The 12,326-nt window shown below is 37.1% G+C and carries 9 protein-coding genes and 3 tRNA genes; 2 read left to right on the top strand and 10 right to left on the bottom strand.

Annotation, left to right across the window (positions count from 1 at the left end; translation table 11 throughout):
- Positions 1-268: 268 nt before the first annotated feature.
- Positions 269-874: a DUF3157 family protein gene (locus tag H5084_RS02570; RefSeq protein ID WP_182689444.1), complete on the top strand. Its 606-nt coding sequence runs from the start codon at positions 269-271 to the stop codon at positions 872-874.
- Between the two features lie 858 nt (positions 875-1,732).
- Here H5084_RS02570 and H5084_RS02565 read toward each other — a convergent pair.
- Positions 1,733-2,416 (bottom strand): hypothetical protein, encoded by a 684-nt coding sequence (locus H5084_RS02565; RefSeq protein ID WP_182689443.1) that lies wholly within the window; start codon positions 2,414-2,416, stop codon positions 1,733-1,735.
- Between the two features lie 682 nt (positions 2,417-3,098).
- Between H5084_RS02565 and H5084_RS02560 the strand changes: the two genes are divergently transcribed.
- Positions 3,099-6,431: a mechanosensitive ion channel domain-containing protein gene (locus H5084_RS02560; protein ID WP_182689442.1), complete on the top strand. Its 3,333-nt coding sequence runs from the start codon at positions 3,099-3,101 to the stop codon at positions 6,429-6,431.
- Positions 6,432-6,636: 205 nt separating this feature from the next.
- Here the strand turns inward: H5084_RS02560 and H5084_RS02555 are convergent, their stop codons facing one another.
- From H5084_RS02555 to tolA, 9 genes are all read right to left on the bottom strand, one after another.
- A complete protein-coding gene (locus tag H5084_RS02555) occupies positions 6,637-7,137 on the bottom strand; it encodes a DUF1456 family protein (protein ID WP_028870194.1) in 501 nt (166 codons plus the stop codon).
- A gap of 59 nt (positions 7,138-7,196) precedes the next feature.
- Positions 7,197-8,255 (bottom strand): quinolinate synthase NadA, encoded by a 1,059-nt coding sequence (gene nadA, locus H5084_RS02550; protein WP_028870193.1) that lies wholly within the window; start codon positions 8,253-8,255, stop codon positions 7,197-7,199.
- 103 nt (positions 8,256-8,358) lie between these two features.
- Positions 8,359-8,434 (bottom strand) — tRNA-Lys (locus H5084_RS02545).
- A gap of 50 nt (positions 8,435-8,484) precedes the next feature.
- A tRNA-Lys gene (locus tag H5084_RS02540) sits at positions 8,485-8,560 on the bottom strand.
- Positions 8,561-8,790: 230 nt separating this feature from the next.
- Positions 8,791-8,866: transfer RNA gene (locus tag H5084_RS02535), tRNA-Lys, on the bottom strand.
- 302 nt (positions 8,867-9,168) lie between these two features.
- Entirely contained in the window at positions 9,169-9,876 is a 708-nt protein-coding gene (gene ybgF / locus H5084_RS02530) for a tol-pal system protein YbgF (RefSeq protein ID WP_245600455.1), read from the bottom strand.
- A 40-nt stretch (positions 9,877-9,916) separates the two neighbouring features.
- Positions 9,917-10,456 (bottom strand): peptidoglycan-associated lipoprotein Pal, encoded by a 540-nt coding sequence (gene pal / locus H5084_RS02525; RefSeq protein ID WP_028870191.1) that lies wholly within the window; start codon positions 10,454-10,456, stop codon positions 9,917-9,919.
- A gap of 28 nt (positions 10,457-10,484) precedes the next feature.
- Positions 10,485-11,798: a Tol-Pal system beta propeller repeat protein TolB gene (gene tolB, locus H5084_RS02520; protein ID WP_182689441.1), complete on the bottom strand. Its 1,314-nt coding sequence runs from the start codon at positions 11,796-11,798 to the stop codon at positions 10,485-10,487.
- Between the two features lie 9 nt (positions 11,799-11,807).
- The coding region (gene tolA, locus H5084_RS02515; RefSeq protein WP_182689440.1) for a cell envelope integrity protein TolA at positions 11,808-12,326 on the bottom strand (519 nt) is incomplete at its 5' end.

Genomic DNA, 12,326 nt, shown 5'->3' with positions numbered 1-12,326 from the left:
TCATCTTGATACAATATCAATAAGCTTTAATACTCTTTTAACGCTCGCTTATCTCCCAAGCAGCATAACTAGCAAAGTACTTTTTATTGCTACAAGGAGACAAGAGAATAATTGAAAATATCAATTTTCAAAGATTTATTTCCAAGACTTTATCTAAGCATCGGGGTTAATACAGAGAGTTTAATACATTGAGTTCCATAACGTTGATTGAACATATAGATACCCTGTATGTTTGATATCAAATCAAACCATATAAAAGTTGAAATTTATGCCTTTTCATTATCTACAGTACACACTATTTTTATTGCTTGGCTCAGTCACTTTAGGGTTATCCGCAGCTAGCATAGGCACGGCTACACTTGATAATGGCGCCATAATATCATTCCACGATGATTACACTTGGGAATATGTCGCCATTAGTACTGACGCTGCAGATCAAGTGAATAATGCGAGTTCATCAAAGATGGTTAATTCAAATGCAGCGAACCCTGTGAGTCCGGAACAAGCTTTAAAAAATAGATCTTCACTGCTACGCTCAGGTTTATTGAATACTAGCGTTAAAAATGACGTGAAAGTAACCTATAGTGATTCTATTTGGCGAGACAAAGCGCTTGGTTTGAAGTTTATACTCTCCAGTGACAATACTGATGGCGTTGTTATTGTTAAGGTGGCTATCAGTTTTTATGATGATAAAACCAATAAAATAACAGAACAAACCGTTAATGTTTGGCAAGCAAGCTATCGATTACCTGAAACATATTTACGAAAAGGTGAAACACGAAACAGTCGAATTATTTGGGTTGATGGCATCGACAAAACAAGCTGGACTAATAAATTACTTAGTTTAAAGGTCATTGAAGTAGAAACCCGTTAATTTCAAAATAGTTGTCATGGGCCAATAGTTATCATGAGTTAACAGTTATCATGAGTTAACAGTTATCATAAATTAAGAGTTTTGAATCTTAATAATAATAGAAATATTGTAAAAAATAACAGCAGTAGGCAGAAAAACTGCAAATCTAAAAAACCGCAAACATAATGTTAAATGCCACCTATGGTTAGCCAACTACTGCTCTTGATACACTTATTTTCCGTGCATCTGGGCGTGCTAAGTTAACCATAAATAAAATTGTTAATGATGTTGATGGTTTAATCTAAAAGTAGTCCCCTTCCCGAGTTTAAAGTCTATGTACATCATTAGTTGATTTTATATGGTCGTTACACCTGAATTGAAAAAAACAAGATGCGGGGGTTGTTTAATAGAAAACTTTTATGAGTACTCTCTTTCAAAAAGCATTTAAAGAAAAAACCAGCGATTCAGAATTTAATCCCGTTTCAGTACTTTGATTAGCATGTTGTATTAACCCTTGTTCTTTTTAAGTAGCGGTCGCAAGGGCAATTAACTAACTTTATCCCCCTCAAAAGCACCTTAGCGACCTTTTCGTTTACACCCATAAATGCGGCAAGGAAATAGGCTTATTTAGCTACTCGAGATTGGGAAAGGAGCTAAATGAAAAGAGTATACTTAAGATGAAAAATACTCATTTAATTCACATTTCACCATACCGATTAAAAGTTGATATCCATTAGTTAGCTAATAGCTTTTGGTATTTTATGTTGATTTAAGAGTGAAGCGGTTATTTGTATAAGAAAAAATACCATAGGGTGCGTAATAGTCATTAAGCGCGACTAAAAAGGCGAATAAATGCCATTTCACTTTCGTTCTAATCAACTACCCGTAAGACTTCCCAGAAAACTGAAGATATTTATTAATAGCAGTTGAATTTGTTTTATTAAAATGCAATTGATTGGCCAGAGAAAGTATAGTTTTCACATCTTTTAATGCTTCAATATCTTGTTTCTCCCATTGCATCATATTGTCACTTTTAAGATAATTATCGAGCTCCAACAATGATTTTTTTACATCCGTAGTCATTGATGAATTGTAGTTTGAACTTAAATTTTCAATGTGTTTTTCTACCTGATTTAAGACGTCAACAAGTCCATCTTGAGGGTCTTTTTGATTCACCTTATCCCGAAAGCTATCAATCCAATCCAGTACTTTAGTGGTTTTATCCGAAAGCTGATCTGTTGTCTTTTCATCATTATGACTCAATTTATCGACTTCCGCTGCAGTCAAAAAACCATCACTCTCAAGTCTTTTAATATATTGAGGGATATCTGCCAATAACAACTGCCCTCCACTAAAAAAATCTTTGGTAATACTCTGAATTTTCATTGCCCTATTTGAAAAACTGACTGAGTCTTCCTTCGTTGTAGCCTTTATCTCCACAGAAGTCGGGCTCTTTTCAGTACCTTCTAATGTTTTGCTGGCGCTTGTCTCTTCAGTACTTTGCCCACTTTCAACATTACTCATAAAAGGACTAGGTATCGAGGACATGATTGTTGTATGCATATTAAGGAACCTTTTTTTATACTCACCCTAAAAAATGCAAAAATCACACCAAATAGGCAAATTTTTTGTTTATCTCGAGATAAAAAGTTACAGTGCAACCTCCTTGATTGAGGAGAGGGATATTTGAGGGACTCTATTAATAAATAAAAAAGTACAAGCAGAGATTTTTAAAAGGTATCACGCATCGATTACCAAAGCCGATTTCTTAGTAGATACCAGCGATTTAACATAAGCGTAAATTTTACGTATTAGTTCCAGCCTACCTATAAATGTAGTTCTAGTGGCCAAATCCTGTCTTTTTCGATATGAGAGAATATTAATGTAAATTTGGAAATTACTTTAAGCCGCTGTATATATCAATACTAATTACCTGCTACAACTAGTGTTCTGAAGATACTTTAATGCACCAATCCACAATAATGCCCGAGTTTTTTTCGATGCTAATAATATTTATATCTGAATCAATCAAAATGCTTACCTGTGACCGTAGCATGAAATAAGTTTTAGGGTTTGGGGTAGATTAACCATGAAGATTTAAGGTAAATTAATTATGATAACAAATTAATTCCTTCTATTTAGTAAGCACCATAAAATTATAACTAGCGTTTTCGGAGTATTTTTGTACAAGATAAAAAAATCATACAACGGACTTTTAAAAATAAAGTTTTTTATACTCATATTGATGAGCCTTACCTTATTTGTCCCATTTGGATCTGCACAGCAAAATAGTCTCGACAAAAAAATAGTTGATGATATAGAGCGTTTAGACAAAAATACCGAATTACTCGATGAACAAAAAAAACAAATCCTCACGACACTTGAAGATGCTCGAAAAATACTTAACAAAGCGGACGAGCAAACAAAGTTAGCTAAGACCTTCAGTGAAAGAGCAGCTACCGCACCTCAAAAAATATTAGCCATTCAAAATGAAAATAATCGCTTAAAAAATCAAACAATAACAATTGCCCCCGATCAATCAATTGATAAGTTAGAAAACCAGCTATTGATTGACCTTGCAGACCAAGAAAACCGTTTGAGAGCGCTTGGTGAAAAGCAAACAGAGCAAATCAACCTGAGTGTTCGCGCGAGTGAAATTGCAAATGAACTGAGCGCAGCCCTAGCAGATAAAAAAGCAATTAGTGATACGATCACTAAGCAACCAAACCAAGATGCAAGTCTTGGTGACCGAGCTGATTTTTATAAAAAAAGTGCGACTATTGAGAAGCTTGCAGCAACAATAAAAACACTTGAGCGAGAAATAGCGACCATCCCTGTAAGAGAAGCATTGGTAGATGCAGAGCTTAAGCAGATGCGGTTACAAAGTGAATTTTCTGAAAATAAAATTTTAGGCCTACAAAATTATTTATCGAAAAGTCGTAATGTAGAAGTAGAGAGCACCTTAAAACAAAGCAAAGAAATGCTGAGTCAACTTGAACTAAAGCCAACGCTTTCTGTTATTGCAAGAGAAAACTTGTCGCTTGCAGAGTTACTTGTCAACAAGCAAGCCAATTCATCTGATAACAAAAAAAACATAAGTATTTTGCGTAACCAAAAACGAGAAGTTGAACAATCATCTGAAACAATAGAGCGCGTATTAGCAACAGGAAGAGTAACCGATGAATTAGGGGAATTGCTACGTAGATTACGAAGGTCTTTGCCCAATGAAGCGCGTATTGAGAAACGTAAATATAAAATTGAGGAAGATTCAGTTCGTAACCAACTTGACGTCATATTGTGGCAAGAAAGTTTACGCAATACAGCTCAAGTTGAAGTTGCCGCTAAACAGTTGCTGACCGATGCACGTCAAGAAAAAAAAGATAATTTAGTAAAAGAAAAAAGTGACATAGATATTGAATTTACAAGTTCGGATATAGAAGCGACAAAAAATCTGGTGCAAGCGCGTCGTGAGTTATTAACCCTTTTAATTGAAGTATCAAGTGAACAATCTGATAGCATCACAGAAGAGAAACTACTTATAAATCAGTTGTTATTATCAAGTGCCGAGCTGAGAGAACTCCTAGATCGAAGACTTATTTGGTTACCCTCAAACTCAGAAAAATCCGGTGAACTGCTCATTAATTTCGTTAATAATATTGAGTGGTATACATCGCCAAACTCTTGGTGGAAACTAATAAATATCTTGTATGCTGGCATATTAACGATACCAGTTTTACTTTTACTCACTTTCCCCATTACAATTTTGCTACTAAAGTCTAGAATTAAAGCTGTTTTACAGTCATTGGTTAAACAAGTTGGTAGGGTAGGAAGAGATACTTACCTTACAACCCCCCTTGCTCTACTGTTAACCTTTATATTAGCCTTACCACTACCCATTTTTTTATTTACAATGGCAGGAATTATTTTCAATAATGCTGAACCTAGCAGCTTTTCAATAGCCATTGCGACAGGCCTAGCATCAATGGCATCTGTAAGTTTGATTTTACTATTTTTTCACTCAATGAGTTGTGAAGATGGCATATTTGATAAACATTTTGGTTGGAGTGATATTGCACGAGATAAACTTAGAAAAATGTTGACGTGGTTTGTGTGGGTACAGTCTTTGGTCACGTTTATCTTCGCAAGTGCGATGGCTAGCGATCAACCAGACTTGCGATATGGTATCGCTATTATTGCATTCATCGTTGGATCTATTTTTATTACAATATTCAGTTATCAGTTCTTTCAACCTAAAAGCGGTGTAGCAACCAGTGTCGAAGGACGTACCGCAGCCAGCACCTTAGCTCTTTTATCTTTCCCAATTGTTGTTATTTCTCCGTTCGCGATTGGGTTACTTCCATTATTTGGCTTTTTTGATACAGCAGTCGAATTGCAATCAAAATTATTTTTATCAGGTATCTTACTGGTGCTGGCCGCAGTGGTATATGGCATTATGTTGCGTACCTTTTTAGTTACTTTTCGACGTTATATAGTGAGAAAGAAACGCTTAGAAGCATTAGAAGCGAAACTTCAGCAAGAAGAATCTGCAGCACAAAACAGTGATGATTTAATCCCACCACAGACCATAAATAACAATATAAATAAAGACGAAGTTGTTCGACAAAGCAGAGCAGTTATACACTGGATCACCAGATTACTGTTTATCGTTTGCTTGTGGTTTGTCTGGAAACCCTTATTGCCTGCATTAGGTATTGTTGAAGACATTGTGCTTTGGCAACAAACTACCGTTGTCGGTGGCGTAGAGTTATCCAGCGGTGTGACATTGTGGCAAGTTATTCTAGGGATTGGTTTTATGGTTGGTGGCGTGGTCGCGGCCAGAAATATTCGTGGCGTCATTGAAATAGGATTTTTTGAACGGTTTGCTATGGATAACGGGGCGCGTTATGCAATAGTGACTATTTTAGGTTATGTATTAATAGGGACAGGTGTTGTTGTTGGCTTCTCTTTATTAGGTATAGATTGGTCAAAATTACAATGGATTGTTGCTGCTTTGGGTGTCGGTTTAGGTTTTGGTTTACAAGAAATTGTGGCTAACTTTGTTTCGGGTATCATCATCTTATTTGAGAGGCCGATTAGAGTCGGTGATTTAGTTACCATTGGCGATCAATCGGGTACCGTCACCAATATTGCGATTAGAGCCACAACGCTCACTGATTTCGACAACCGTGAAGTTCTTCTTCCAAATAAATCGATCATTACAGAGAACGTGACTAACTGGACCTTAAATGATGCTATTACGCGCGTAGTGATTAAAATAGGGGTTGCTTATGGATCTGATGTGGATCAAGTCCGAGACCTGTTGATGCAAGTGCTTACGGATAAAGAAGATATATTAACTCAACCTGCGCCACAGGTTTTCTTTTTAGAACATGGTGATAGCTCGCTTAATTTTGAAGCGCGAGTATTTGTTGAAAGAACTGAGCATCGTCTACCAATGACGCATGCTATTAACACTGGTTTTAATCGAATCCTTGCAGAACACAATATATCGATACCTTTTCCACAGCGAGATCTACATATTGTATCTGGACAAATAAGCGAACAAAATGAAACATAAACAAATGAATTCTAGTCAAGGCGAGATTTAATATAAATCTTCACTGTTACCGTCTTATCAGATAGCAGGTACAACTTTAGTAGGTAAATTACTTTTGCCCAAACTAACGCAGCAATGACAATCAGTAATTTATTAATAAATACTTGGTATAAAAAAACCGAGCTAATTTGCTCGGTTTTTAAGTTTTGGCTCAAAGCAGTAATCTTTACTCTACTTCTACTGCATCGGTGCTTGGTTTAGTACCACGGAATTGCACGGTGATCCCATCAATGAAACGACGTAATAATTGGTCGCCACAAGGTTTGAAGTTACGGTGATCCGCTTTTCTGAATAATGCTGATAATTCACCTTTAGAAACAGGGAAATTTGCAAGCTTCAATGCATTCAACATATCTTCATCTTTAAAGTTTAAAGCAATACGTAGCTTGCGAAGAATATCATTATTAGATAATACAGCTTTAGCCGGTAATATTACAGGTACAGCGCCTTCCTGGCGGCCGCGTTTTTCGTAAATTAAGCCATCAAGAAAAAGTGACAATACGCTGTCACGACAAAAAACAAAACCTTCTGCATCTTCTTTTGCCATTATACTATGTAAGAAATCAACATTCATTTCGTTATCAACAGAAGCAAAAATTGCGAGCATTTTAGTATCGTTTAATTGCAGTGCAAAACGAACTCGACGTAAAACATCATTAGTAATCATATATTCTCAATAAGTTGTGTAAATAAACACTGTTATGAACAGTAGTTAAAGTAAAACGCTTATGCGTTACCTTTAACTTTTAACTGTTGTTCAGCGGCAAAGTTTAACATTCTATCTAACGACACTAATGCTCCTTTGGCAACATCAGCATCAACATCAATCTCATGCCCATTGGCATCAGTTAACGCATTATAAATCGCTTTAAGGCCATTCATAGCCATCCAAGGACAATGTGCACAGCTGCGACATGTTGCGCCATTTCCAGCAGTAGGCGCGGCCATCATCTCTTTGTCTGGACAAGCTTGTTGCATCTTATAAAAAATGCCTGTATCGGTTGCAACAATCAATTTCTTATTAGGCAACGTTTGCGCCGCTTTGATCAATTGGCTTGTAGATCCAACCGCATCAGCTAACTTCACCACGCTTTCAGGTGACTCGGGATGCACTAAAACAGCTGCATCAGGGTGCACAGCTTTCATATCACGCAGAGCACTTGCTTTAAATTCATCATGCACAATACAATCGCCTTGCCACATGATCATATCAGCTTTAGTTTTACGTTCGATGTAACTACCTAAATGGCGATCAGGCCCCCAAATAATTTTTTTCCCTTCGCTATCAAGGTGTTCAACAATTTCGAGTGCAATACTTGAAGTAACGACCCAATCTGCACGAGCTTTTACTGCAGCAGATGTATTGGCATAAACAACTACTTCACGATCTGGGTGTTGGTCACAAAACGCTGAGAACTCTTCTACAGGACAACCGACATCCAGTGAACAAGTTGCTTCAAGTTCTGGCATTAATACTGTTTTATGTGGAGTTAAAATCTTTGCAGTTTCCCCCATAAAGCGTACACCAGCAATAATAAGTGTTTTAGCTTGGTGGTCACGACCAAAACGCGCCATCTCTAAGGAATCAGCTACATAGCCACCTGTTTCTTCAGCCAAAGCTTGTATTTCAGGGTCGGTGTAATAATGAGCGACAAGTACTGCATCTTTTTCAACAAGTAATTGTTTGATTTTGGCTTTGTAATCGATTTTTTCCTGTGAAGATAATTCAACAGGTTTACCTGGAAACGGGTAATCCGATCCAACAAGCGGGGATAATTGGCTCATTCTTAACTCTTAGAAATGGAAAAATAGATGCAAATTATAACAATTTGAAACAACAATTGTAATGAAAAATTTAAGGGAATATAAACAGGATAAATCAGGGGAGTGGTGGGCCGTGAAGGATTTGAACCTTCGACAAATGGATTAAAAGTCCACTGCTCTACCAACTGAGCTAACGGCCCATATCAATAAGATATAGTATGGTTTTAATTTCTAATTCACTCTAAAAGAGTGGTGGGCCGTGAAGGATTTGAACCTTCGACAAATGGATTAAAAGTCCACTGCTCTACCAACTGAGCTAACGGCCCATATCATTAAGATATAGTATGGTTTTAATTTCTAATTCACTTTTAAATTAAAAGTGCATTAATAGCTCTACCAACTGAGCTAACGGCACATATATAAATTATATGGCTTGGTTTTAATTTCTAATTCACTTTTAAATTAAAAGTGTATTAAAAGCTCTACCAACTGAGCTAACGGCCCATATAGTTTTATATGGTGATGATTTTTAACTCTTCAAATGAGTATATAAAATTGGTGGGCCGTGAAGGATTTGAACCTTCGACAAATGGATTAAAAGTCCACTGCTCTACCAACTGAGCTAACGGCCCATATAGTTTTATATGGTTTGGTTTTATTTTTTAAAATTCACTTTTACATCAAAAGTACTTCAATAGCTTTACCAACTAAGCTAACAACCATATAGTTTTATATGGTTATGATTTTCAACTCTTCATATGAGCTTTTTGTTAATAGTTACAACATGAGCTAAGTCACATGTCCCTCTCAACTGCGGCGTATAATATAGAAATTTTTTAATAGCGCAACAAAAAACTGCCACTTTTATTTCATCTGCTGAGAAATCAAACAAAATGCAATTAATGCACTATTAATTCAAAGTATATTGTTAATTCTATAATGCTTTTAAACGTTTAGCAGATAACCCTGCTGCCGAAGAACTTGGGTATTCGTTAATGGTTTTTTGGTAAAAAGATCTTGCTGAATCTTTATTACCTAAATATTCATCAATAATACCAATTTTAAACATTGCATCAGCACGTTTATTCGAGTCTGGATACTTATCTGTCACGACTAAAAATGCAACACGTGCCTCATTTCGTTTTTTCTCTTTATATAAGAGCTGTCCTAACCAATATTGTGCATTAGGCACATAGCTTGATTTAGGATGATCAATCACAAAGGCTTCAAACGCGGTGATAGCTTGTCCGTATTGTTTATCATTGAGAACCAAATCCACTGCAGATTGATAAGCTGCTCTATCAACTCCGTCACCAGTATCCTGATTAACAGGAGCAGAGACCCTAGATGGATTAGTTGAACCTTTCTGAACTTCATCTATCATCTGATAAAGATTACGCTGCCTCTCTTCTATTTGCTCTAATTGATTAGCAAATACTTCCAATGAGCCTTTCATCTGGCTTACTTCTTGGCCGAGTTGATTAAGTTGAGTTTGAAAGCGAATTTGCATTTTATTGCGAGCAGTCATTACTCGAGTCAATTCGTCGATACGATTCAGTAATTCTGCGTTAGTAGCAGTATTTACTGTTGCATCTGAAATAGGCGCAGCGGCATAAAGTGGGTAAGAGATAAAAGCGGCCATTAACATGGCCGCCTTAATAGTACTTTTATTCATAGGCAGATTAGTAAACTAATTCAGCACGACGGTTTTCAATACGAGCCATCTTGGTATGTCCAAGATTAACTGGCTTCTCTTCACCGTAGCTTACTACTGTAATTTGGCTAGCAGCAACACCCATGTTTTCTAGGTATGTTGACACTGCTAAAGCACGACGTTCACCCAGAGCGATGTTGTACTCAGGTGTTCCTAGCTCATCTGCATGACCTTCAATCGTAATTGTTTTGTCAGTGTTGTTTACTAAGTATTTTGCGTGTGCATCTAAAATCATAGCGTAATCAGGCATGATTAAAGATTTATCAAACTCAAAGCGAATAGTTGTTTTTAAGATAGCATCAGTATAAAGCTGAGCTAGTTGCTCTTCAGCTGTTAATTCGATTGCTTCAATAGTGTTTGTTTGCACATCATCAACAACTTGTTCAACAGCTTGAGTTGCATTTTTTTCTGCAGACTCTGCATCCACATCAGAATTTGAAGAACAAGCACCTAGCGCTAACATTGGTAATGCTATTAACAAGCTTTTTGAAATTATTGAACGATTCATTTTATTTCCTTAGTACGTTAAAATTAAATTATTGTAAAAATGGTGACCATGCCGGAGACTTCACATCACCGTTATTCGATGGAATATTTGCTTTAAATCGCCCATCCATCGAAACTAATGCTAAACCTTGTTTACCTTGGTAAACAGTGCTGTAAATTATCATACTGCCATTTGGGGCAATACTTGGAGATTCGTCTAACTGTGTTTTGGTTAACGTTCTTAATTCTCCCGAATCAAGGTCTTGCACGGCAATCATATAATTCCCATTGTGACGACTAACCAGCACTAGATTATCACCATCAGGGGTTATTGTTCCACCTAAATTTATCTCCCCTTCCCAGGTAATTCGTTTTGTTTTACCAGTTGTGAGCGATACTTGATAAATTTGCGCTCTTCCGCCACGTTCTGACGAGAAGATAATAGAGTTCCCATCTGGAGCCCAGCTCGGTTCGGTATCTATGACACGGTTTTTAGTCAATCGTTGCAATGATTTTGTTAAAATATTAAAAGTATAAATTTCAGGCTGACCATCTTTAGATAAAACCAATGCTAACTGCGTCCCATCAGGAGACCACGTTGGTGAACCATTGATTTTAGGGAATGAAGTCATTAATTCACGTTTCTGTGTGTACAAGTCTTGAATATAAATTTGCGAACGGCGATTTTCGAAGCTAACGTACGCTAATTTACGTCCATCGGGAGACCATGAAGGCGACATAATAGGCTGTTTTGAACGCAATACTAATTTCTCCCCTTCCCCATCATAATCTGAAATACGTAATTGGTAAGGGTGGGAGCTTTTTCGATCCACGGCAATATAAGCAATACGAGTTAAAAACGCCCCTCTTTCTCCCGTTAATTTTTCATACACAATATCACTGATACGATGCGCATATTGACGCAGTTGATTTGTAGCAACGGTATTACGTCGTTTATCCATAATTGGATTATAATCAGCCATATTAACATTTCCAGTTAACACATCTAATAATTCAAAAGTCACAATATAATGACCCGGTTTAGTATCAGGCTTCACTTCGCCCATGACTATCGCCTCTATGCCCAGCTTTGTCCAAGCAGCATAATCGACTTCAGCACTGTTAGACGGCGTTTTAGGCATGTTATTGATAGATAATGGATTGAATTTACCACTACGCTGCAAATCAGCAGCGATAATTTCAGAAAAATTCTGTGGTTTTTTACCTTGTCCTAACCATTTAAATGGCACAACGGCAATCGGACGCGCGCTGTTGATACCTTCTGTAATCAAAATTTCTAATCGAGCTGATGCACTGCTACAAGCAGTCACCAGTACTAATGTCATAATAAATCGAATAAACATCTGCATTCCTTATAATTCAGGCTCTAATGTAATATCAAAATCCCGAAATTGAGAGATAATTTCAGGGTCTTTAGGAATAGGAAGTGTCTTCGCTTGTATGGTGGCACGACGCGCAGAATCACATAACCTTTTATCTCCACGGCTCATTCTTGCACTGAGCACTAATCCATCTGGAGCCAATTTTATTGCTAACGTACAACTACTGCCTTTCATACTCGGGTCAACTTTCCAGTTGCGACTAATTTTGGCACGTATCAGTGCTTCATATTTAGCAATTTCAGATAGCTGTTTCGCGCTTCTGGCACTAGAGAAATCATCAGAGAACTCTGCCGCCATTTGCCTATCAAGCTCAGCTTGTCTTAAACGCTCTTTTTCAGCCGCCGCTTTACGTTTTGCTTCTTTCTCTGCTTTAATTTTGGCTGCTTTTTCCTTTGCAGCTTTTTCCTTTGCAGCTTTTTCTTTCGCAGCCTTCTCTTTCGCTGCTTTCTCGTTAGCTTCTCTTGCTGCCTTTTCTTCGGCCGCTTTTTC

It is taken from the genome of Psychromonas sp. SR45-3, from assembly GCF_014163575.1.
Lineage (GTDB): Bacteria > Pseudomonadota > Gammaproteobacteria > Enterobacterales > Psychromonadaceae > Psychromonas > Psychromonas arctica.
This window is presented reverse-complemented; position numbering and strand designations above follow the sequence as displayed.

Coding starts and splice junctions, on each gene's coding strand:
- H5084_RS02570 (WP_182689444.1), top strand. CDS start 269: ATGCCTTTTCATTATCTACAGTACACACTATTTTTATTGCTTGGCTCA.
- pal (WP_028870191.1), bottom strand. CDS start 10,456: ATGAATCGTTCAATAATTTCAAAAAGCTTGTTAATAGCATTACCAATG.
- nadA (WP_028870193.1), bottom strand. CDS start 8,255: ATGAGCCAATTATCCCCGCTTGTTGGATCGGATTACCCGTTTCCAGGT.
- ybgF (WP_245600455.1), bottom strand. CDS start 9,876: ATGGCCGCTTTTATCTCTTACCCACTTTATGCCGCTGCGCCTATTTCA.
- H5084_RS02560 (WP_182689442.1), top strand. CDS start 3,099: ATGAGCCTTACCTTATTTGTCCCATTTGGATCTGCACAGCAAAATAGT.
- H5084_RS02555 (WP_028870194.1), bottom strand. CDS start 7,137: ATGATTACTAATGATGTTTTACGTCGAGTTCGTTTTGCACTGCAATTA.
- H5084_RS02565 (WP_182689443.1), bottom strand. CDS start 2,416: ATGCATACAACAATCATGTCCTCGATACCTAGTCCTTTTATGAGTAAT.
- tolB (WP_182689441.1), bottom strand. CDS start 11,798: ATGTTTATTCGATTTATTATGACATTAGTACTGGTGACTGCTTGTAGC.